The organism is Kitasatospora sp. NPDC059747 (assembly GCF_042732955.1).
Classification (GTDB): domain Bacteria; phylum Actinomycetota; class Actinomycetes; order Streptomycetales; family Streptomycetaceae; genus Kitasatospora.
In genome coordinates, this window is record NZ_JBHWGV010000033.1 from 32,316 (window position 1) to 53,008 (window position 20,693).

The 20,693-nt window shown below is 74.9% G+C and carries 19 protein-coding genes; 10 read left to right on the forward strand and 9 right to left on the reverse strand.

What is annotated here, in order from left to right:
• The first annotated feature begins 52 nt into the window (after positions 1–52).
• A complete protein-coding gene (locus ACFV4G_RS16990; RefSeq protein WP_380440967.1) occupies positions 53–853 on the forward strand; it encodes a hypothetical protein in 801 nt (266 codons plus the stop codon).
• Positions 854–864: 11 nt separating this feature from the next.
• On the opposite strand, the gene ACFV4G_RS16995 is transcribed toward ACFV4G_RS16990, so the two are convergent.
• Positions 865–1,332 carry a GNAT family N-acetyltransferase gene (locus tag ACFV4G_RS16995; protein WP_380440969.1) on the reverse strand — a complete coding sequence of 156 codons (468 nt, stop codon included), beginning with the start codon at positions 1,330–1,332 and terminating at the stop codon, positions 865–867.
• 28 nt (positions 1,333–1,360) lie between these two features.
• Complete coding sequence (locus ACFV4G_RS17000) at positions 1,361–2,062, reverse strand: exonuclease domain-containing protein (protein ID WP_380440971.1); 702 nt, start codon at positions 2,060–2,062, stop codon at positions 1,361–1,363.
• A gap of 216 nt (positions 2,063–2,278) precedes the next feature.
• Between ACFV4G_RS17000 and ACFV4G_RS17005 the strand changes: the two genes are divergently transcribed.
• On the forward strand, positions 2,279–2,611 hold the full coding sequence (locus ACFV4G_RS17005; protein ID WP_380440973.1) for a hypothetical protein: 333 nt from the start codon (positions 2,279–2,281) through the stop codon (positions 2,609–2,611).
• Positions 2,612–2,644: 33 nt separating this feature from the next.
• On the opposite strand, the gene ACFV4G_RS17010 is transcribed toward ACFV4G_RS17005, so the two are convergent.
• The 4 genes from ACFV4G_RS17010 to ACFV4G_RS17025 all read right to left on the reverse strand — a co-directional run bounded on the left by ACFV4G_RS17010 (position 2,645) and on the right by ACFV4G_RS17025 (position 7,176).
• A complete protein-coding gene (locus ACFV4G_RS17010) occupies positions 2,645–4,582 on the reverse strand; it encodes an FtsX-like permease family protein (RefSeq protein WP_380440975.1) in 1,938 nt (645 codons plus the stop codon).
• Positions 4,579–5,322 (reverse strand): ABC transporter ATP-binding protein, encoded by a 744-nt coding sequence (locus tag ACFV4G_RS17015; protein ID WP_380440977.1) that lies wholly within the window; start codon positions 5,320–5,322, stop codon positions 4,579–4,581. The genes ACFV4G_RS17010 and ACFV4G_RS17015 overlap by 4 nt, the downstream gene beginning before the upstream one ends.
• A 43-nt stretch (positions 5,323–5,365) precedes the next feature.
• Positions 5,366–5,842: a GNAT family N-acetyltransferase gene (locus tag ACFV4G_RS17020; RefSeq protein WP_380440979.1), complete on the reverse strand. Its 477-nt coding sequence runs from the start codon at positions 5,840–5,842 to the stop codon at positions 5,366–5,368.
• A 62-nt stretch (positions 5,843–5,904) separates the two neighbouring features.
• Positions 5,905–7,176 carry an SAV2148 family HEPN domain-containing protein gene (locus ACFV4G_RS17025; protein ID WP_380440981.1) on the reverse strand — a complete coding sequence of 424 codons (1,272 nt, stop codon included), beginning with the start codon at positions 7,174–7,176 and terminating at the stop codon, positions 5,905–5,907.
• Between the two features lie 388 nt (positions 7,177–7,564).
• On the opposite strand from ACFV4G_RS17025, the gene glgX reads away from it, so the two are divergent.
• The 3 genes from glgX (at position 7,565) to treZ (ending at position 13,986) form a co-directional block, all read left to right on the forward strand.
• Positions 7,565–9,733 carry a glycogen debranching protein GlgX gene (gene glgX, locus ACFV4G_RS17030; protein ID WP_380440983.1) on the forward strand — a complete coding sequence of 723 codons (2,169 nt, stop codon included), beginning with the start codon at positions 7,565–7,567 and terminating at the stop codon, positions 9,731–9,733.
• Positions 9,734–9,805: 72 nt separating this feature from the next.
• Positions 9,806–12,256: a malto-oligosyltrehalose synthase gene (gene treY / locus ACFV4G_RS17035; RefSeq protein ID WP_380440985.1), complete on the forward strand. Its 2,451-nt coding sequence runs from the start codon at positions 9,806–9,808 to the stop codon at positions 12,254–12,256.
• Entirely contained in the window at positions 12,253–13,986 is a 1,734-nt protein-coding gene (treZ, locus tag ACFV4G_RS17040; RefSeq protein WP_380440987.1) for a malto-oligosyltrehalose trehalohydrolase, read from the forward strand. Before treY ends, treZ begins: the two co-directional genes overlap by 4 nt.
• A 10-nt stretch (positions 13,987–13,996) precedes the next feature.
• Here the strand turns inward: treZ and ACFV4G_RS17045 are convergent, their stop codons facing one another.
• Together ACFV4G_RS17045 and ACFV4G_RS17050 are read right to left on the reverse strand one after the other, a co-directional pair.
• On the reverse strand, positions 13,997–14,890 hold the full coding sequence (locus ACFV4G_RS17045; RefSeq protein WP_380440989.1) for a transketolase family protein: 894 nt from the start codon (positions 14,888–14,890) through the stop codon (positions 13,997–13,999).
• Between the two features lie 104 nt (positions 14,891–14,994).
• A complete protein-coding gene (locus ACFV4G_RS17050) occupies positions 14,995–15,714 on the reverse strand; it encodes a transketolase (protein WP_380441048.1) in 720 nt (239 codons plus the stop codon).
• Positions 15,715–15,840: 126 nt separating this feature from the next.
• Here ACFV4G_RS17050 and ACFV4G_RS17055 point away from each other — a divergent pair, with 126 nt between their 5' ends.
• Positions 15,841–15,993: a hypothetical protein gene (locus tag ACFV4G_RS17055; RefSeq protein WP_380440991.1), complete on the forward strand. Its 153-nt coding sequence runs from the start codon at positions 15,841–15,843 to the stop codon at positions 15,991–15,993.
• Positions 15,994–16,111: 118 nt separating this feature from the next.
• Positions 16,112–16,615: a redox-sensitive transcriptional activator SoxR gene (soxR, locus tag ACFV4G_RS17060; protein ID WP_380440992.1), complete on the forward strand. Its 504-nt coding sequence runs from the start codon at positions 16,112–16,114 to the stop codon at positions 16,613–16,615.
• 28 nt (positions 16,616–16,643) lie between these two features.
• Here soxR and ACFV4G_RS17065 read toward each other — a convergent pair whose 3' ends face one another.
• Complete coding sequence (locus ACFV4G_RS17065; RefSeq protein WP_380440994.1) at positions 16,644–17,165, reverse strand: GNAT family N-acetyltransferase; 522 nt, start codon at positions 17,163–17,165, stop codon at positions 16,644–16,646.
• A 103-nt stretch (positions 17,166–17,268) separates the two neighbouring features.
• Between ACFV4G_RS17065 and ACFV4G_RS17070 the strand changes: the two genes are divergently transcribed.
• The 3 genes from ACFV4G_RS17070 (at position 17,269) to ACFV4G_RS17080 (ending at position 20,040) form a co-directional block, all read left to right on the forward strand.
• Complete coding sequence (locus ACFV4G_RS17070) at positions 17,269–17,700, forward strand: SRPBCC family protein (RefSeq protein ID WP_380440996.1); 432 nt, start codon at positions 17,269–17,271, stop codon at positions 17,698–17,700.
• Between the two features lie 248 nt (positions 17,701–17,948).
• Entirely contained in the window at positions 17,949–18,674 is a 726-nt protein-coding gene (locus tag ACFV4G_RS17075; protein ID WP_380440998.1) for a class I SAM-dependent methyltransferase, read from the forward strand.
• Between the two features lie 106 nt (positions 18,675–18,780).
• On the forward strand, positions 18,781–20,040 hold the full coding sequence (locus ACFV4G_RS17080) for an alpha/beta hydrolase (protein WP_380441000.1): 1,260 nt from the start codon (positions 18,781–18,783) through the stop codon (positions 20,038–20,040).
• The last annotated feature ends 653 nt before the right edge of the window (positions 20,041–20,693 follow it).

A 20,693-nucleotide genomic window follows, 5' to 3' on the forward strand; every position in this document is an offset into this window, starting at 1 on the left:
CCGGCGGACGGCGCTCCGGGTGACCGGGACGCCGTCCGCTACGGTGAGCCGCGTGACGGACCCCACCCCCGCCGGCCTCGTCGACGCCGTGCCCGCCCTCGCCTCCTACCTGCGGCCGGCCACCCTGCTGCACCCCGAGGCCAAGGCACCCACCGCACACGGGAGTTCGCTCGGCGGACCCGCGCTCTGGCCCGACGGCGCACCCTGGCCGCACTGCACCGCCGGGCACCCCGACGATGCCTACGAGGACGCGGCCCCGCGCGACCCGGAGATCACGGCGGCGATCGCCCTCGTCCCGGTCCTGCGCGTCCGCGCCGCCGACGCACCCCACCTGCCCTGGCCCGACGGCGCCGACGTGCTCCAGGTGCTCTGGTGCCCCAACGACCACGACGACATCCAGGGCGACCGCTACTACTACGGTCCCGCCGTCGAACTCCACTGGCAGCGCGCCGACGGCCTCGCGCCCCGCACTCCCCCGCGGTCCCGGCGCTCCGACGACGAATACCTGCCCACGCCGTGCGTGCTGCGCCCCCAGCAGATCCGCGACCTCCCCGACCGCGACGAACTGCCCGGTGAACTCCGTTCCGCCGCCGAGGAGTTCGCCGAACGGAACGGCACCGAGTACCACCGTGACCTCGCCTGCGCCGGGGGCTGGAAGCTCGGCGGCTGGCCGTCCTGGCGCTCCACCGACCTGATCCCCGTCGACTGCGGCGCGTGCGGCGCCCGGATGCGGCACCTGCTCACCGTCGAGAGCGGCGACGACCCGGACGTCAGCGTCGGCCGCCACGGCGAACTGCACGTCTTCGTCTGCCCGCAGGACCTCGGCCACCCCGTCGGGCTCGACCTCCAGTAGGCCCCCGGCCGTCAGAGCAGGTGGAGCCGGTACACCTGCCGGGAGCCGCCCTCCGGCCCCGGCTCCGCCGGCTCGGCCGGCGTGAAGCCCAGCCGTTCGTAGAACACCCGGGCCCCGCTCACGACCGCCCCGGGGTGGTGAGCGCCGAACGTCACCACCTCGACGGTCGCCGGGCGGACCCGGACCCGCCGGCGCAGCACGTCCTCGACCAGCGCCCGGCCCACGCCCGTCCCCCGGGCCCGCTCGGCGACCACCAGCCAGTGCAGGTGGTGCACCGGCGGCTCACCACCGAACAGCAGGGCGCCGAGCAGGCCGCCGTCCGGGCCGTCGACCACCGTGGCGCGCCCGCGGTCGATGTTCCGGACGACGGCCCGGCGGAACCCGGGGTCGTCCACCATCGGCCCGAACCAGTGCTCGACCTCGGCGGCGAGGGCGAGGAAGCCGGGCAGGTCGGCGGGCCGCGCGAGGCGTGTGATCACCCGGGGAGTCCGGCAGGCGCGCCGCCCGCTACCGCAGCGGCCAGCGGGGGTCCACCACGGCCTGCGGGTCCTTGCCGCGGCGCAGCCACGCCTGGAGGCCCTCGGCCCACTCCCGGTACCAGTGGACCTGACGCCCGTGCAGGTCGGCCGGGGCCACGTCGCCGACCTCGGAGCGGTAGCGCTCGGCGAGGGCGACGGCGACGCGGACGGCGGCCAGGGCGTCGCTGCCGGCCTCGTGGGCGTCGGTCAGCTCGACGCCGTACACCTCGCAGACGCGCTGCAGGGTGCGGGAGCCCTTGCGGTACTTGTCCACCGCCCGGTCGATCACCAGCGCGTCCAGCACCGGCCCGACCGGACGGCCGAGGCGCTCGGCGAGCGTCGCCAGCCCGTGCCGGCGCAGCTCGGCGTCGAGGAGGGAGAGGTCGAAGGGCGCGTTGAACCCGACCACCGGCCGCCCCGCCGCGAGCCGCCCGCAGAGCGCCGCGGCTATCTCCTCCACCGCCTCCTTGGCCGGCCGCCCCTTGCGCCGGGCGACGTCGTCCCCGATCCCGTGGATCGCCTCCGCCTCGGCGGGGATCGGCACCCCGGGATCGAGCAGCCAGCCGGCGACCCCCGCCCGGCGGGCCCCGACGGTGTCCACGAGCGCGGCCGTGACGATGCGGTCCACGGCCGGGTCGGTGCCCGTGGTCTCCAGGTCGAAGCCGACCAGTGGCTGCTGCCACCAGCTCATGCGCCCGCCTCGCTTCGCTCGACAGGGGCACTCGCCCACGCGCGCCTCTCAACGATTCGCTCGCTCCGCTCGCTCATGGGGTGCGTCCTTCCGTCCTGCTGTGCGAAACAGCCCCTATCATGACCCGCCCCACCGACAACCCGGCCGCCCAGGGGTCCGCTCCGGCGGGCCGCCGGGCCCTAGGCTGGTCCCCGGACCCGATCGGAGGAGCCGACGATGAGCACCGCCCCGAACCTGCCCGTGCCCCCGAACCGGCCCGACGAGGCCCACCCGCTGCGGACGATCAGAGAGATCCGCGCGTCCTTGCCCGGGGACCAGGTGGAGCACTTCGACGCCGAGCTCGCCGACACCGACATCGACGAGCTGCCGGCGATACTGCACCGCTGGGCCACCCTGGGCACCGACGGCTTCGTCGACTTCCTGCTGTCGGCGCCCCTCGAAGGGCTGGAATTCGGATCCCGGTCCTACGACGACGAGGCCGGCCCGGGCACCGGTGTCGTCGCCGAACCCACCGCCCGGCCGAAGGCGGTCAACCCGGCGGAGTACTGAGGGTCCGCCGGGTCTCCGGGCCGGGCGGGGCGGTTACCGGGCCCCGTGGGTGAGGGCGAGGCGGCTGGGGATGACGCTGGACAGGACGGCGAGGACCAGGCAGACGGCGGCCGCTCCGGCGAGCGGGGTCCAGGGGAGGCGGAAGGCGATCGCGGTCTGGCCGGCCAGGATGCGGTGGTCGATCAGTGCCGTCGCGCCCCACTGGGTGAGCGCGGTGACGGCGAGGGCGAGGACGGCCGCGGTGGCGACGACCAGGACGGCCTCCAGGGCGACCATCGACAGCACCTGCCGGCGCACCGTCCCGGCGAGGCGCAGGACGGCGAAGTCGCGGCGGCGGTCCGCGGCCGACATCACCATGGTGTTGACGATGGCGATGAGCGCGTAGAGCAGGGCCGGGCCGAGGATCGTGCTGGTGGCGATCCACGCGTAGTGGGCGCCGGGGTCGGGGCCGGGCGTGCGGGCGTCGGTGAGCGTGCCGCCGTAGGTCGCGGCCGGGGCGTCGGAGAGGTGGACGGCGCCGGGGCGGGCGCCGTCCAGGTGCGCGGTGACGGCGTCGCCGCTGAGCAGCACCTCGTCGAGGCCGAGCTGGGTGCGGTAGACCAGGGCGAGCCGCAGGCTGGTGACGGTGCCGTCGGCGAGCCGCAGGTTGACCTGGTCGCCGAGCTTCCAGCCGTGGCCGCGCACCTGGTGGACGGAGGCGGCGAGGGTGGCGCCGTGCAGGTCGGCGGGGCTGCCCTCGACGGCGGGCAGGGTCCAGGCGGTGGCGAGGTCGCCGGTGACGACGGTGGCGGCGGACGGCGCGGAGGCGGCCGAGTCCTCGCTGTGGTCGGCGAAGGACGCGGTGTCGGCGCCGAGGCCGGTGATCACGGTGGGGGTGGTGGCGGTGGCGCGCAGGCCGGGCCGGTCGGCGGTGAGCCGGGCGAGGGTGTCGACGGGCAGCGGGACGGCGCCGGGCCGCAGCACGTAGCGGGCGGCGGCGGTGGCCCGGCCCTGGGCGGTCATGGCGTCGGCGAAGGCGGCGGTGGCGCCGATGGCGGTGCCGGTGAGCGCGATGGTGAGGAAGGCGGGGGTGGCGGTGGAGACGGTGCGGCGGACGGCGGTGAGCGCGTTCTGCCGGGCGAGCAGGGGTGCGGCGGCGACGGTCCAGCGCAGCGGGGCGCTGAAGGCGCGGACGAGCAGCGGGACGAGCAGCGGCGCGAAGAGGGCGAGCGCGGCGATCGTCATGAGGTCTGCGGCCATGACCCACTGGGAGGCGAGCTGGGGGTCGTCGGGCTGGTCGCCGGGGGCGGGGGGCATGCTCGGGGCGGCGAGGTAGTAGCCCACCGCGCCTGCCAGGGCGAGGAGTTGGGCGGCGGCGCAGGCCCAGCGCAGCGGCGTCATGACCTTGCGGTCGACGGCGGCGTCGCCGAGGGCCTCGACGGCGCGGACGCTCCCGGCCCGCAGGGCGGCGCCGAGGGCGCCGAGCAGGGCGACGAGCAGGCCCACGGCGGCCGCGACGAGCATCGGGGTGAGCGCGGGGTGGGAGGTGAAGCCCGCCTGGGCGGCGCCGCGGGCGACGAGCCAGGCGGCGAGCGCGGGTGCGGCGGGCAGGGAGAGGAGGCAGCCGGAGACGGCGGCGGCGAGGGCGACGGCGGCGGCCTCGCCGGTGATCAGCAGCACGACCTGGCGGGGCGTCGCGCCGACGGCGCGCAGCATCGCGATCTCCTGGCGGCGCTGGGCGACGGCGAAGGCGAAGGTGCCGGCGACGACGAAGACGGCGACGAAGGCGGCCATGCCGGCGGTGAAGGTGAGCACCTTGTGCAGGGAGGGCGCACCGAGCGGGGAGTCGTCGCCGGCGGTGTCGTCGAGGAGGGTGCCGGTGGTGGCGACGAGGGTGACGCCGAGGGTGAGCGCGACGTAGGAGCCGGCGAAGGCGGCCTTGCGGCGGCGCAGGCTCGCGGTGGCGACGGGCAGGAGCGTGGCCATGGTCATGCCGCCGTCTCCAGGGCCGTCATCCGCTCGGCGACCTGCTGGGCGCTGGGGCGGGCGAGGTCGTCGGCGAGGCGGCCGTCGGCGAGGAAGAGCACGCGGTCGGCGTAGGAGGCGGCGACCGGGTCGTGGGTGACCATGACGGTGCTCTGGCCCTCGCGGTCGACGAGGTCGCGCAGGAGGGCGAGGACGTCGCGGCTGCTGGAGCTGTCGAGGGCGCCGGTGGGCTCGTCGGCGAACAGGACCTGCGGGCGGGCGATGAGGGCGCGGGCGATCGCGACGCGCTGCTGCTGGCCGCCGGAGAGCTGGGAGGGCAGGTGGCCGGTGCGCTGACCGAGGCCGACCTGGTCGAGGGCGCGGTGGACCTGCGCGCGGTCGGGGCGGCGCCCGGCGAGGCGCAGCGGCAGGCCGACGTTCTGTTCGGCGGTGAGCGAGCCGACGAGGTTGAAGGCCTGGAAGACGAAGCCGAGCTTCTCGCGGCGCAGCACGGTGAGCCGGGTCTCGGTCAGCGTGGCGAGGTCGGTGCCGTCGAGGGTGACGCGGCCGGTGTCGGGCCGGTCGAGGCCGGCGGCGCACTGGAGCAGGGTGCTCTTGCCGGAGCCGGAGGGGCCCATGACGGCGGTGAAGGTGCCGCGCGCGAACTCGACGTCCACCCCCCTGAGCGCGTGGACGGCCTCCGGGCCGGTTCCGTAGGTGCGGTGCAGTTGTTCGAGGCGCAGGACGGCCTCATCCCCCGTGATCATCACGGGGGCTATGCCTACCACGAGCGGGCCTGCTGAGGCCATCTCAAGTGGCGAAACGATTCTGCCGCGTCCGGGGTTCACGAACGAGGAGGACGTCGACCCGGTCCTCGCGTTCCAGGACGAAGCCGTGGCGCTCGTACAGGCGCTGGGCGGCGCTGCCCCGCAGGACGACGAGGCGCACCGGCTCCCCGGCCGCGTCGGCCTCGGCGAGGACGTGGCGCAGCACGGCCGTGCCGAGGCCCCGGCCCTGGAGGTGCGGGGCGAGGTAGAACAGCTCCAGGTGGCGCCCGCCCCGCTCGTCGGGCCGGACGCTGAGGGAGCCGGCGAAGGCCCCCTCGACCAGCAGGACGGACGTGTGCGCGGTGGAGAAGGCGTCCCGCACGCGCCGGCGGGAGCGCTGCGGATCCCAGCGGCCGAGGCGTTCCAGGTCGGCGCGCATGACCTGGTCCTTGAGGTCGCAGACGCGGTCGACGTCCTCGGGCCGGGCGGGCTCCAGGGTCCAGTGCGGGAGGCTGTTCACGGCGCGCAGTCTGGCAGCGTCCGCACCCGCCCCACCAGCGCCGCCCGAGAGGTGGACGCGGCTCAGGACACGGGCCGGGAGTCCGCCCAGACCCCCTCGAACTCCTCGCGGTAGACCTCCAGCAGGCCCGCCTCCGTGCCGCCGGGCTGCTGGCCGGCGCCGCCGCGCAGGACGAGCGCGGGGGACTCCATGCCGCGGGCGCGGCGCAGGTAGGGCTGGACGACGCCGAGGTCGCGGCCGGCCCGGCGGCCGCCGCGGCCCTCGGGGCGCGGGCCCTCGACGAGGTAGGCGGTGAAGCGCGGGGTCTCGTCGAAGACCCGGATCTCGAAGCCGCCCGGGTCGCGCAGCCGGGCCCGAACCCGGCGGACGTGCATGATGTTCATCTCGATCGAGCGGGACAACTCGCCGCGGCCGAGGCCGAGTTCGCGCTCACGGCGGCGCACGGCGCTGCTCGCCGGGTTGAGGAACAGCAGCCGCATCCGGCAGCCTTCGCCGGCCAGGCGCACCAGGCGCTTGCCGGTGTAGTTCTGGCAGAGCATGCCGAGGCCGATGCCGAGCGCGTCCAGCCGCCGGGCGCCGTCCAGGAGGTCCTCGACGGGCAGGTCGCGCTGGAGGCGGACCCGGTCGGCGTGCACCGCGACGACGTCCGCGTACCGGCCGGCGACCAGCGACTCGACGACGTCGGCGGGCACCCCGCCGGCGCCGCCGTCGAGCAGGGCGAGCAGGCGGGCGGCGGCGCGCTCGGTCTGGGCGAGGACGGTCTGGGTGAGGACGCGGTTGCGGGAGACCACGTGCCGGGCCACCTCCAGCTCGTCCAGGGCGAGTTCGATCTCGCGCCGGTCGGCGAGGTAGGGCTCGAAGCACGGCCAGTGCTGGACCATGAGCTCGCGCAGCTGGGGCAGGGTGAGGAAGACCAGCGGGTCGTCGTCGGCGGGGTCGAGCAGGTAGCCCTTGCGGCGGCTGACCTCCCGGACGGCGCCGGCGCGGTGCGCCCACTCCTCGCCCGCCGGGCCGGCGGCGGCGGTGACCCAGTCCTCGCCGTGGGCGGGGGCGTAGATGGGGTGCAGGACCTCGTCGACGAGGGAGCGCAGCCGCTGCTCGACCAGGTTGAGCCAGACGTAGGCGCGCCCGGACAGGCGCACGCGCTGGTAGGCGTCCTCCCACTCGGCGCCGGACCAGGCGAGGGCGGGGATCTCCACCGGGCCGCCCTGGGCGGGCACCAGGGAGCGGCCGGTCATGGTGGGGCGCATGACCACCGTGGGCGCCTCGCTGCGGGCGCCGCCCCGCTCGGGGCCGTCGGGCCCGGCGCCACGGCCGCCAGCAGGGAACACCATGCGCCACCTCATCTGCGGCTGACCCCCGCGGGTGCGGGGACCGTTGACGGGCCGTTGACTAGCACCGGTCGGCCGGGGCGGCCGGACGATCAAGGGTACTGCCCGCCGAGAGCCGTCCGCAGCCGGTTGCCCGAGGGGGCGCGGACGCACCAGGGGACCCACCCGTCACAGCGCCGGGCTTAATCGGAGGAATACCGCCCGGACGCCCGTTCGGGCTAACGCAGGGCACGGGTCCCGGCGACCGGGGGAAGGGTCGTGGAGTATGCGGACTGTGCCGTGCGTCACGGCGCGCGTACGCCGCACATGCCCGGCCGCACGGCCGGGAAGACAGCCGCTGATTCTTGGACTGGACGTCAGTTTTCTTTTTTGGCAAGGAAGTTGAGGACTCATGCAGGTCTGGCCCGGCAAGCCCTACCCCCTCGGCGCCACCTACGACGGGGCCGGTACCAACTTCGCGGTGTTCTCCGAGAGCGCCGACCGGATCGAGCTGTGCCTGATCGACGGGGACGGCTCGGAGAGCGCCGTCGAGCTGCGCGAGACGGACGCCTTCGTGCGCCACGCCTACCTCCCGGGCGTCCAGCCCGGCCAGCGCTACGGCTTCCGCGTCCACGGGCCGTACAACCCGGGGCTCGGCCAGCGGCACAACAGCGCCAAGCTGCTCCTGGACCCGTACGCCAAGGCGATGAGCGGGAACGTCGACTGGGACGAGTCCGTCTACGGCTACCACTTCGGCGCCCCCGAGCGCCGCAACGACCTCGACTCCGCCCCGCACACGATGCACTCGGTGGTCATCAACCCCTACTTCGACTGGGGCACCGACCACCCGCCGCGCACCGACTACCACCGGACCGTCATCTACGAGGCGCACGTCAAGGGCCTCACCCGGCTGCACCCCGGCATCCCCGAGGAGATCCGCGGCACCTACGCGGGCCTCGCCCACCCGGCGGTGATCGAGCACCTCGCCAAGCTCGGCGTCACCGCGATCGAGCTGATGCCGGTGCACCAGTTCGTCCGCGACCACCGGCTGCGCGACCTCGGCCTCGCCAACTACTGGGGCTACAACACGATCGGCTTCTTCGCCCCGCACTCCTCCTACTCCTCCGACGGCGACCGCGGCCAGCAGGTGCAGGAGTTCAAGTCGATGGTCAAGGCGCTGCACGCGGCCGGGATCGAGGTGATCCTGGACGTCGTCTACAACCACACCGCCGAGGGCAACCACCTCGGGCCGACGCTCTCCCTGCGCGGCCTGGACAACGTCTCCTACTACCGGCTCGCCCAGGACCAGCGGTTCTACGAGGACACCACCGGCACCGGCAACAGCCTGCTGATGCGCAGTCCGCACGTGCTCCAGCTGATCATGGACTCGCTGCGCTACTGGGTCACCGAGATGCACGTCGACGGCTTCCGCTTCGACCTGGCCGCCACCCTGGCCCGGCAGTTCCACGAGGTCGACCGGCTCTCCTCCTTCTTCGACCTCGTCCAGCAGGACCCGGTCGTCTCCCAGGCCAAGCTGATCGCCGAGCCCTGGGACCTCGGCGAGGGCGGCTACCAGGTCGGCAACTTCCCGCCGCTGTGGACGGAGTGGAACGGCATGTACCGGGACACCGTGCGCGACCTGTGGCGCGGCGAGACCGCCGCGCTCGCCGAGTTCGGCTCCCGGCTCACCGGCTCCTCCGACCTCTACCAGGACGACGGCCGCCGGCCCATCGCCTCCATCAACTTCGTGACCTGCCACGACGGTTTCACCCTGCGCGACCTCGTCTCCTTCAACGAGAAGCACAACGCGGCCAACGGCGAGGACAACCGGGACGGCGAGTCCTTCAACCGTTCCTGGAACTGCGGCGTCGAGGGCCCGAGCAACGACCCGGCCGTCGAGGAGCTGAGAGCGCGCCAGCAGCGCAACCTCATCGCCACCCTGATGCTCTCCCAGGGCGTGCCGATGCTCTCCCACGGCGACGAGCTCGGCCGCACCCAGCACGGCAACAACAACGCCTACTGCCAGGACAACGAGCTCACCTGGGTGCACTGGCCGCAGGAGGACGGGCCGCAGGCGCGGCTGCTGGAGTTCACCCAGGGGATGATCTGGCTGCGCCGCGACCACCCGGTGTTCCGCCGCCGCCGCTTCTTCCACGGGCGGCCGGTCTCCGGGCGGGTGGTCTCCGGGCAGCCGGCCGCCGGCCGCGCGGCGGCGGAGGCGGGCGGCTACGACGACCTCACCGACATCGCCTGGTTCACCCCGAGCGGGGAGGAGATGACCAAGCGCAACTGGGGCGCCAGCTACGCCAAGTCGCTCACCGTCTTCCTCAACGGCTACGCGATCTCCGAGCCCGACCGGCGCGGCGGGCGGATCGTCGACGACTCCTTCCTCCTCATGTTCAACGCGCACTTCGAGCCGCTGGAGTTCACCGTCCCCGCCGACCACGGCCAGGAGTGGCAGGTCGTGGTGGACACCGCGCAGCCCCGGCTGCCCGCCCCCGGCACCGGCGCCCGGGTCAAGGCCGGCGACACGCTCTGGCTCACCGACCGGTCGCTCATGGTGCTCCAGCGCCCGGCGTGAACCCGCGGGCGGTCACCTGTTCGGATCAGCAGCGGGTCTTGGCGGCGGGCTCCCCCGGGTACTCATGGAGCTATGACCTCCGCCGCCGAGCCCGCACGGACCCGCCCGGCCGCCAGTGTCCCCCCGTCCTGGACGCCGACCGCCGGCTACCGACTCCAGCTCCAGCCCGGCTTCACCCTCCGCGACGCCACCGCCGCCGTCCCCTACCTCGCCGCCCTCGGCGTCTCCCACCTCCACCTGTCCCCGCTGCTGGAGGCCGCCCCCGGCTCCACCCACGGCTACGACACCGTCGACCACGGCCGCGTCAGCGAACAGCTCGGCGGCGAGCCCGCCCTGCGCGAGCTGGCCGCCGCCGCGCACCGGCACGGCCTGCGGCTGCTCGCCGACGTCGTGCCCAACCACATGGCCGTGCCCGTCCCCGAACGGCTCAACCGGCAGCTGTGGGAGGTCCTGCGCGACGGGCCCGACTCCCCGTACGCGCGCTGGTTCGACATCGACTGGGCCGCCCAGCCCGGCCCCGCCGACGCCCCCGGACGCGGCCGGGTGCTGCTGCCGCTGCTCGGCGGGCGGCTCGGCGACGAACTCGGCCGGATCACCGTCGACGGCGACGTGCTGCGCTACCACGACCACGTCCTGCCGCTGCGCCCCGGCACCGGGCACCTGCCGCTCGGCGAACTCCTCGCCCGCCAGTGGTACCGCCTCGCCTGGTGGCGCCTGGCCCGCACCGAGCTCAACTACCGGCGCTTCTTCACCGTCAACGAGCTGATCGCCGTGCGGGTCGAGGAGCCCGAGGTCTTCGACGCCACCCACGCCGTGCTGCTGCGGCTGCACGCCGACGGCGTCCTCGACGGCTTCCGGATCGACCACCCCGACGGGCTCGCCGACCCGCGCGGCTACCTGGCCCGCCTCGCCGCGGCCACCGACGGCGCCTACACCGTCGTCGAGAAGATCCTCACCGGGGACGAGCGGCTGCCCGCCGACTGGCCGTGCGCCGGCACCACCGGGTACGACGCGCTGCGCCGCATCGACGGGGTGCTCACCGACCGGGCCGGCGCGGGCCGGCTGGCCGCGGCCTACGAGGCGTTCCTGCACGGGACCGCCGCCCCCGCCGAGCTCCGCCCGGACCCCCACCCGGCGGTCGCCGCGGCCCTGCGCGGCCGGGCCGAGATGACCGCACCGCGCGGCGAGCTCGCGGCCGAGGTCGACCGGCTGGTCCGGCTCGCGGTGCGGGTCGGGGCCGCCGAGCCCGAGCACGCCGACCACGCGCCCTGGCAGCTGCGCGCCTCGCTGGAGCGGCTCCTCACCGGCTACCCGGTCTACCGACCGTACGTGCGGCCCGGCGAGGCCGGCGACGACGGGTACCTGCGCGCGCTGCTCGACGGCGCGGCGGACCCCACCGACTCCCTCGTCGCCGCCCTCGCCCTCGGCGAGCTCGGGCGCGGGCCCGAGAAGGACGAGTTCTGCGCCCGCTTCGCCCAGACCGCCGCCGCCGTCGCCGCCAAGGGCGTCGAGGACACCGCCTTCTACCGGTGGAACGCCCTGCCCGGCCTCAACGAGGTCGGCGGCGAACCCGCCCGCCCCGGACTGGAGCCCGCCGGCTTCCACGACTGGTGCCGGTACCTGGAAGGCGCCTGGCCGCTCAGCATGACCGCGCTCTCCACCCACGACACCAAGCGCAGCGCCGACGCCCGCGCCCGCCTCGCCGTCCTCGCCGAGCAGCCCGAGGCGTGGGCCGCCGAGGCCGCCGCGTGGTCCGCCGCGGCCGGGCCCGGCGGTGACCGCGACGGCGACTGGCTGCTGTGGCACACCCTCGTCGCCGCCTGGCCGATCAGCCCGGACCGCCTCGTCGCCGCCCTCCTCAAGGCCGCCCGCGAGGCCAAGCTGCACACCTCGTGGACGGCCCCCGACGCCCCCTTCGAACGCGCCCTGGAGGAGCGCGCCCGCGCCGTGTACGACACCCCCGGGCTGCTCCCCCGCATCGAGGGCCGGGTGCACGCGCTCGCGCCGTACGCCCGCTCCAACACGCTCTCCGCCGCGCTGCTGCACCTCACCGTGCCCGGCGTCCCCGACCTCTACCAGGGCAGCGAGGAACCGCTGTACACCCTCGTCGACCCCGACAACCGGGGCGTCGTCGACCTCGGCGCCCTCGCCGTCCGGCTCACCGACGCCGCCACCCCGCGCCCCGGCGACCTCGCCCGCGAGAAGCTCCACCTCACCGCGACCGCCCTGCACCTGCGGCGTGCCCGCCCGCTCGGCCCCTACCGGCCGCTGCCCGCCACCGACCTCGCCTCCGACCACCTGCTGGCCTTCGCCCGCGGCGACGACGTCGTCACCGCCGTCACCCGCCTCCCGTACGGCCTGGAGCGCGCCGGCGGCTGGCGGGACACCTTCCTCGACCTGCCCGCGGGCGGGCCGTGGACGGACGAACTGACCCACCGCACGCACCCGGCGGGACCGGTGCCGGCCGCCGACCTGCTGGCGACGTACCCCGTGGCGCTGCTGACGAGGAGGAGCCCGGCGTGAGGCCGTACGAGGTGTGGGCGCCGTTCGCCGCCCACCGGGTCGAGGTCGAAGTCGACGGCGTCCCCCACCCGTTGGGCCGCCGCCCGGACCGGGACGGCTGGTGGGGCGGCGAGGCGCCGGAGGGCGACTACGCGTTCCGCCTCGACGGCGGCCGCCCCCTGCCCGACCCGCGCTCGGCCCGGCAGCCGCACGGCCCGGACGGCCCGAGCCGGGCCGTCGACCACGCCGCGTTCCGCTGGTCGCACACCGGCTGGCGCGGCCGCCCGCTGCCCGGGGCGGTGGTCTACGAGCTGCACGTCGGCACCTTCACCGCCCGCGGCACCTTCGACGGCGCCGCCGAACACCTCGACCACCTCGTCGGCCTGGGCGTCGACTTCGTCGAGCTGATGCCCGTCTGCCCGTTCCCCGGCAAGCACGGCTGGGGCTACGACGGCGTCTCCCTGTGGGCCGTCCACGAGCCCTACGGCGGGCCCGAGGGCCTGAAGCGCTTCGTCGACGCGGCGCACCGCGCGGGCCTCGGGGTGATCCTCGACGTCGTCCACAACCACCTCGGCCCGTCCGGCAACCACCTTCCGGCGTTCGGCCCGTACTTCACCGACCGGCACCACACCCCGTGGGGCTCCGCGATCAATCTGGACGGCCCCGGCTCCGACGACGTGCGGACGTACCTCATCGGCAGCGCGCTCTCCTGGCTGCGCGACTACCGCATCGACGGGCTGCGCCTGGACGCCGTGCACGCCCTCGCGGACGACCGGGCGGTGCACTTCCTGGAGGAACTGTCCGGCGAGGTCGAGAAGTTGGCGGCGGCCACCAACCGCCCGCTGTTCCTGATCGCCGAGTCCGACCTCAACACCCCGCGCACCACCACGCCGCGCGAGGCCGGCGGCCAGGGTCTCGACGCCCAGTGGAGCGACGACTTCCACCACGCCCTGCACGCCGCCCTGACCGGCGAATCCCAGGGCTACTACGGCGACTTCGCGCGGGCGCCGCTCGCCGCCGTCGCGAGGACGCTCACCCGCGGGTACTTCCACGACGGCACCTGGTCCGCCTTCCGCGGGCGCCGCCACGGGCGCCCGTTCGCGCCGGCCGGCGCCGGGCACCGGCTGCTCGGCTACCTGCAGACCCACGACCAGATCGGCAACCGGGCGCTCGGCGACCGGATCTCCACCACGCTCACCCCCGGGCGGCTCGCCGCCGGCGCCGCGCTGGTGCTCACCTCGCCGTTCACGCCGATGCTGTTCATGGGCGAGGAGTGGGGCGCCGCCACGCCCTGGCAGTACTTCACCGACCACACCGACCCCGACCTCGCCGAGGCCGTCCGGCGCGGCCGGCGCCGGGAGTTCGCCGAGCACGGCTGGCGCGCGGAGGCCGTCCCGGACCCGCAGGAGCCGGCCACCGTGTTGCGCTCGGTGCTCGACTGGACCGAGCCGCGGCGCCGGCCGCACGCCGAACTGCTCGACTGGCACCGGCGGTTGATCCGGCTGCGGCGGGAGCGGCCCGAGCTGTCCGATCCGGACCTGGGCACGGTGCGGGTCGAATTCGACGAGACCGCACGGTGGTTGGTCGTCCACCGGGGGCCGTACCGGGTGGCGGTCAACCTCGGGTCCGGCGAGGCCGCGCTGCCGCTGGGCGGCGAAGGGCGGGAGGTGGTGGCCGCGTTCGGGCCGGCCGCACTGGACGGTCCGACGGTGCGGCTGGGGGCGGACGCGGTGGCCGTCGTCCTGCCGTGACCGGCCGCGGCTACCACAGGAAGGTGGCGATCCGCTCCCGCAGCGAGGCCGCGTCCAGGCCGTAGGCCGCCAGGTGCTCGGGGATCGAGCCGTAGTGCCGGTGCTCCTCGCGCGGCACGCCGAGACCCAGCACCCGGTGCGGGCGGTCGGCCAGCGCCGCGTGCGCCTCGTTCGCCGACGTCCCGGCCAGGTACGGCTCGACCAGCACGACGTCCGGCCGGTCGCCCAGGGCCGCGCGCAGCCCGGCCGCGTCGAACGGGCGGACGGTGGCGGCGTACAGCACGGTCACGTCCAGGCCCTCGGTCGCCGCCAGCACCGCGTCCAGCATCGGGCCGACGGCGACGACCACCCCGCCCGAGCCCTCGCGCACGGCGGTGAACCGGCCCGGCTCGACGGCCACCGGCGCCTCGTTCTGGTGCGCGGACAGGCGGACGTACACGTTGCGGTCGCCGTCCGCGACGGCGTGGCGCAGCAGCGTCTCGGCCTCGTCCGGGTGGCCCGGCACGTGGACGGTCCAGTCCGGCAGGGTGTCCAGCAGCGCGACGTCACCGGGCGACATGTGGGTGCGGCCGCCGGCCGGCCAGTCGTACGAGCCGGCCGCGCTCACCAGGACCGCGCCGACGCCCTGGTGGACCAGGTCCAGCTTGACCTGCTCGAAGGGCCGCTCGACGAGGAAGCTGGCGAAGGTGTGGGCAATCGGGCGCATCCCGGTCAGCGCCAGGCCGCCGGCCGCGCCGATCAGCAGCTGCTCGCGGATGCCGACGTTGATCACGCGGTCGGGGTGGCGCCCGGCCGCCGGGGCGAAGGAGGCCGCGCTGATGTCGGCGAGGACGAGGGCGACGCGCGGGTCCTGGTCGAGGAGGTCGGTCGTGACGTCGAAGAAGCGCTCGCGCATGGTTTCCATCGGTGAAGTCCCCTTGTGTATCGGCGGGTTGTGCGTGACGGCGGTGGTGCTCGGCCAGGAGTGCCCGGCGGTGCTCGGTAGTGCCTGGGAGTGCTCGGCAGTGCTCAGGAGTCCTTGGGCTCGACGCGGGCCACCACGACCCGCGGGCGGCCCGGGTGGGTGGCGGTGTAGGCCGCGTGCAGCGCCTCGTGGTCGCGGCCGTCGACGGTCTGCGCCGACCAGCCCTCGGCCGCGAACCGGGCCGCGATGCCGCCCTGCCAGCCGTGCGTGGCCGAGGAGTTGTCGATGACCACCGCGTGCAGCCGGTCCAGCCCGTAGGCGCCGGCGAAGGCCACCGCCTCGTGGTTGGAGCCCTCGTCGAACTCCGCGTCCCCGAGCAGCACCCACACCGCCGGATCGGCCAGGCCCTGGGCGCGCAGCCCGAGCGCCGTGCCGACGGCCAGCGGCAGGCCGTGGCCGAGCGATCCGGAGGCGATCTCGACGCCCGGGACCAGCATCCGGTCGGGGTGGTGGCCGAGCGGGGAGTCGTAGGCCCCGAAGCTCGGCAGCACCTCGGGGTCGATGAACCCCTTGGCGGCGAGCACGGCGTAGTACGCCATCGGACCGTGGCCCTTGGAGAGCAGGAAGCGGTCGCGGTCCTGGTGCTCGGCCGTCCCCGGGGTCACCCGCAGGATCCGGTCGTAGAGCACCCAGAGCGCGTCCAGCGTGGAGGTGGCGGCGGGGCCGTGCTTCTCGTCGCCGGTCATCAGCGCCATGAGGGCCGGGAGGTCCTCGAAGCGGGCGCCGGCCCGGGTCCCGCTCGCCGTCTGCGTCGTCTGCGTCATCTGCTTCGTCATGACGATGATGGTGCAACTTAAAGCCAGCTTGAAGTCAAGCGATCACCGACGGTGTCCGCGGCCCGGCCGGAAAACCGGTTGCCGCAAGGCCGTTCGCACGCCTAGCGTCCTGCCGTGCTGCCTGTGGTGGAGACGGAAGAGCAGTGGGACGCGGTCGTGCCCGACGAATCGGTGATGCGGCCGGGCGCCGCTGCGCTCTGTGACCGGCTCGGCATCGGCGGCCTCCCGCTCGACGACCTCGCGGAGGAGTGGTTCGGCACCGACTGACCGGGCCTCCGAACCCGCCCGCGGCCCACCCGAAGCCCCCTGGAGCCCCCTGGAGCCCCCTGGAGCCCCTTGCAGTCCGCTTGAAGTCCGCTTGAAGTCCATGGATAGAGTGGGCCGCATGACCGCAGCGCCCGGCCACGGCCCCACCCGTCACGACCTCCTCACCATCGGCCAGCTCTCCGAACGCAGCGGCCTCGCCACCTCCGCCCTGCGCTACTACGAGAGCCTCGGCCTCATCCACGCCACCCGCACCGCCGGCGGCCAACGCCGGTACAACCGCGCCACGCTGCGCCGCGTCGCCTTCGTCCGCGCCGCGCAGCGCGTCGGCCTCTCCCTCGACGAGGCCCGCGTCGCCCTCGACCGCCTCCCCGAGCACCGCGTCCCCACCGGCACCGAGTGGGACGCGGTCGCCACGTCCTGGCAGAGCCGGATCGACGAGCAGATCGCCGAACTGGAGCGCCTCAAGGCCAAGCTCACCGGCTGCATCGGGTGCGGCTGCCTCTCGCTCTCCCGCTGCGCGCTCTACAACGCGGCCGACCGCGCCGCCGCCTCCGGCCCCGGCGCCCGCTACCTCCTCACCCGCGACCCCGGCACCGGCCCGGAGCCGGCCGTAGCGCCGTAGGGCCTCAGGACCTCAGGACCGCAGGGCCTCAGGGCCTTGGGTCCGTCCGCAGGATGCTGTAGCGCACGACGTCGCGCCAGGCGCCGTCGCGGAAGGCCAGGGCCCGCTGGACGCCCTCCCGGGTGAAGCCGCACTTCTCCAGGGCGCGCTGCTCGGCGAGGTTGGTGGCCTCGGTGTCCGCCTCCAGCCGCATCACCGGGGTGTGCGCGAACAGGTAGGCCACGAGCTGCCGTTGGGCCTCCGTGCCGACGCCCCGGCCGCGTGCCTCCGGGCGCAGCTGCACGCCGATGTTCCAGTACGCCGACGCCGCCCGCGGGCTCGCCTGCCGCCAGGAGACGAAGCCCGCGAACGCGCCGCCGCTCTCCACCGCGAGCACCGAGCGGTGGTCCGCGAGCAGGCCGTCCTCGGCGAACTGCCGGCGGATCGGCCCGAAGTCCCGCCAGCCGTACCACTGGAACTCGCCGAGCGCGTCGGGGTCGTTCATCATCGTATGGAGGACCGGAAGGTCCGCCTCGGCGATCGGGCGCAGGGTCACCGGTTCTTCGTTCATGTCCGCCCGAACGCGCGAGTTTCCCTGACCGTTCCTCATATCGTCTCGCCGCAGGCCAAGATGGTCGGGGACGCACGGGATCCGGCGACGAAGGGGAACGGCCATGGCGGGGACGACGGTCAGCACGGTGGTGGAGGCTCCGGCCGGCAAGGTGTGGGAGCTGATCGGGGACTTCCACGCCCTCGGCGCGTGGCACCCGGACCTGCCCCCGAGCCGGCGCGGCAACGACCTGGGCGGCACGGCCGTCGGCGCCGTCCGCCTCTTCGAGCTCGGCGACACGGAGCTGAGCGAGACGCTGCTCGGCTACGACGACGGGGCCCGGAGCTACACGTACGGCTTCGCCGACGGCACCTTCGAGCTGAGCGCCTACCGGGCGACCCTGCGGGTGGTGCCGGTCACCGAGTCCGACGCGGCGTTCGTCGAGTGGAGCGCCACGTACGACGTCGAGCGCGAGCACCGCGAGGCGTCGACGGCCCTGGTGCACGGCGTGTTCACGGCCGGCCTGCGCGCCCTGCGCGAGCGCTTCGCGGGCTGACGGCAGGCCGCGGCGGGCCCGTCGAGGACCGTCGCGAAAGCGTTATCCGGGGCCGTTCCCAGGCACCTCCCAGCCCCGCCCGGAAACGGCCCTTCCCGCCCCCTGGCGCCCGCGCCGCCACCTGTACACCCCGGGGCCGGTGCGTCCGGACGCCCCCTCCGCAGCCCACCGCCAGGAGCCGCTACACCTCTTCCCAGTAGGGGAGTTGGCCCTGGGAAAGCCTCTCGCAGCCGCCTAGGCTCGACCCCATGAACCGCACGATCCGCACCACCGAAGACGTCCTCGCCCTCCTCGACCGCCTCTTCCCCCCGGCCGCCGACCGCTGGACCTCCGACGCCTCCGCCTGGTGGGACGGCTTCTACGCCGACCGGAGCGCCGGGCGCCCGTTCTTCGTGCCGAAGCCGGACGAGCACCTCGTCTCCTACCTCGACCGCGGCCTCGTCGCCCCCGGCGGCCGGGCGCTCGACCTCGGCTGCGGTCCGGGGCGCAACGCCCTGCACCTGGCCGCGCTCGGCTTCGACGTCGACGCCGTCGACCTCTCGCCCGCCGCCGTCGCGTGGGCCGAGGAGCGGGCGGCGGCCTCCGGGCTCGGCCCGCGCTTCCACTGCGGGAACATCTTCGACGTCGAGCTCCCGCACGCCCGGTACGACCTCGTCCTCGACTCCGGCTGCCTCCACCACCTGCCGCCGCACCGCAGGGTCGGCTACCTCGCCCTGCTCGACCGGGTCCTCGCGCCCGGCGGCCACTTCGTGCTCAGCACCTTCGCCGCCGGGGCGATGGGCTCGGAGCGGCCCGACGAGGACCTGTACCGCGTCGGCGGCCTGGAGGGCGGCCTCGCCTACGCGCCCGAGGAACTGCGCGCCCTCTTCGCGGACTTCGAGCCGGTCGAGATCCGTCCGATGGCCGAGCAGTCCCCGGACTCGCCGCTCTTCGGCGTGCCGTTCCTGCTCACCGCGCTGTTCCGGCGGCCCTGAGGCCCGACGCCCCGCACCGACGGGCTCCCAGGCGCCTCCCAGCGGACCATCAGACGATCACCAGCCTTTAAGCGCCCTCTCATGTCCCCGTCCTAGCCTCCGCCGCATGAACGTCTCGCTGCTCGGCGGCTGGTTCCCGTGGACCGTACAGGCCGTCGCCGTCGCCCTGTTCGTCACCGCCGTCGGCTGGCGGGACCGGACCTGGCGCGTCAAGTGGGGTCCGATCGCCCTCGGGGCGGCGGCGGGCCTGACCGCGCTCGCGGCGGTCGGGGTGCTGACCCTGTCCGGCATCACCGACCCGATCCCGTTCGGCGTCTGGCTGTGGAGCGGCGTGGCGGTGGGGGCGTTCAGCGTGCTCGGGTTCGGCTGGCGCGGCGCCCGCTGGTGGCGGCGGGCGCTGGCGCCGCTCGCCGCCGTCCTCGCGCTGTTCGCGGCGGCCAACAGCCTCAACGTGGCCACCGGCTACTACCCGACCATCGGCGACGCGGTCGGCGAGCTGAGCGGCGACCCGCTGCCGGACCAGATCACGCTCGCCCAGCTCGGCTCGATGCACGGGAAGACGAAGACCGGCCGCATCGTCCAGGTCGACATCCCGGACACCGCCAGCGGCTTCGCGCACCGTCAGGAGCTGGTCTACCTGCCGCCCGCGTGGTTCCGCAGCCAGAGCCGGCCCAAGCTGCCGGTCCTGGAGATGATCGGCGGCGAGTTCTCGGCGCCGGACAACTGGATCCGCTCCGGCGACGCGGTGAAGACGGCGGACGCGTTCGCCGCCAAGCACAACGGCTTCGCGCCGATCCTCGTCTTCGTCGACGCGACCGGCGGCTTCCGGGTGGACACCGAGTGCGTGGACGGCCCGCACGGCAACTCCGAGAGCCACCTGGTCAAGGACGTCCCGCCGTTCGTCCAGAAGACCTTCAACGCCGCCACCGACCCGCACAAGTGGGGCGTGGCCGGCTGGTCGATGGGCGGCACCTGCGCCTTCGACCTCACCGTCGAACACCCCACGGTCTTCACCCACTTCGGCGACTTCTCGGGCGACAAGGGCCCGTACATCGGCGACAAGGACCACACCGTCCAGGAGCTCTACGGCGGTGACGCCGCCGCGTGGTCCGCGCACGACCCGGTGACCGTCCTCGCCCACCACCCCAAGTACCAGGGCGTGTCCGGCTACTTCGGCCAGGGCGACGAGGAGCACGGCCAGATCGAGTCGGCCAAGGTGCTGAACGACGCGGCGAAGAAGGACGGCATCCGCACGACGACGGCCGTCGGCTCCGGCAAGCACACCTGGCAGACCGGCGCCGCGACCTTCGTCCAGGCCCTGCCCTGGCTCGCCGCCCAGCTCGGCGTCCCGGGCACCCGGGCGTAGGGGCAGCTGGTCCCCACACGAACCTCGCCGGGGAAACCCTTGACGTCCCCGACCCCGCCCCCGCCCCCCCGCAACGGCCGTTCACCAGGCGGCAGAAGGGCCGACCGGCCGTGCGGGGCCGCCGGAGGGCGGCTCCCACCTCCGGCCCGCCATCGCTTCTTCCGCGGGCACGCACACCTTCGCCACCGGGCGGCTGCAACTGTCCGGCACCCCGGGCTACCAGCCGGTTTTCCACTTTGCAAGGGATGGCCGGATAGCACTAAGTTTCGACCGCTGTCGATGCCGCGCAGGGCTGAGTACCCCTCAAGCCCAGGTCGGAAACGGTGTCGTGCCCCCGGACGTACGGGGGAAGGACCAGCCGTGCCGCGTGCCCACCAGGCGCCGGGAGCCACCGGGCACCCGACCCCGATCCGGCACACCGGACACGTGAGGAGCCGTCGGTTGCGCACCACCCGCCCGGCCGGCGTCACCGGTGCGGCCCCGCCCTGCGAGGCCCTCCCGGGCTGCTGAGCAGCCCGCACAGACCGCCCCGGTCGCGATACCGGGGCACGACGGGTCGGGCCGCCCCCGCGCCGGGGGCCGTGGGGGGCGGCCGGCTCCCCGCGCCGCGCGCGCGCCCAGGGGGCGGGGGGGCTCGGCGGGGGGGCGCGGGG

Excerpts from the sequence above, each read along its gene's own strand:
- ACFV4G_RS17005 (WP_380440973.1), top strand. The coding sequence starts at position 2,279 with ATGAGCACCGCCCCGAACCTGCCCGTGCCCCCGAACCGGCCCGACGAG.
- treY (WP_380440985.1), top strand. The coding sequence starts at position 9,806 with ATGACCTCCGCCGCCGAGCCCGCACGGACCCGCCCGGCCGCCAGTGTC.
- ACFV4G_RS17065 (WP_380440994.1), bottom strand. The coding sequence starts at position 17,165 with ATGAACGAAGAACCGGTGACCCTGCGCCCGATCGCCGAGGCGGACCTT.
- ACFV4G_RS17025 (WP_380440981.1), bottom strand. The coding sequence starts at position 7,176 with ATGGTGTTCCCTGCTGGCGGCCGTGGCGCCGGGCCCGACGGCCCCGAG.
- ACFV4G_RS17050 (WP_380441048.1), bottom strand. The coding sequence starts at position 15,714 with ATGACGCAGACGACGCAGACGGCGAGCGGGACCCGGGCCGGCGCCCGC.
- ACFV4G_RS17010 (WP_380440975.1), bottom strand. The coding sequence starts at position 4,582 with ATGACCATGGCCACGCTCCTGCCCGTCGCCACCGCGAGCCTGCGCCGC.
- ACFV4G_RS17000 (WP_380440971.1), bottom strand. The coding sequence starts at position 2,062 with ATGAGCTGGTGGCAGCAGCCACTGGTCGGCTTCGACCTGGAGACCACG.
- soxR (WP_380440992.1), top strand. The coding sequence starts at position 16,112 with ATGACCGCAGCGCCCGGCCACGGCCCCACCCGTCACGACCTCCTCACC.
- glgX (WP_380440983.1), top strand. The coding sequence starts at position 7,565 with ATGCAGGTCTGGCCCGGCAAGCCCTACCCCCTCGGCGCCACCTACGAC.
- ACFV4G_RS17045 (WP_380440989.1), bottom strand. The coding sequence starts at position 14,890 with ATGGAAACCATGCGCGAGCGCTTCTTCGACGTCACGACCGACCTCCTC.
- ACFV4G_RS17015 (WP_380440977.1), bottom strand. The coding sequence starts at position 5,322 with ATGATCACGGGGGATGAGGCCGTCCTGCGCCTCGAACAACTGCACCGC.
- ACFV4G_RS17070 (WP_380440996.1), top strand. The coding sequence starts at position 17,269 with ATGGCGGGGACGACGGTCAGCACGGTGGTGGAGGCTCCGGCCGGCAAG.
- ACFV4G_RS17075 (WP_380440998.1), top strand. The coding sequence starts at position 17,949 with ATGAACCGCACGATCCGCACCACCGAAGACGTCCTCGCCCTCCTCGAC.
- ACFV4G_RS17080 (WP_380441000.1), top strand. The coding sequence starts at position 18,781 with ATGAACGTCTCGCTGCTCGGCGGCTGGTTCCCGTGGACCGTACAGGCC.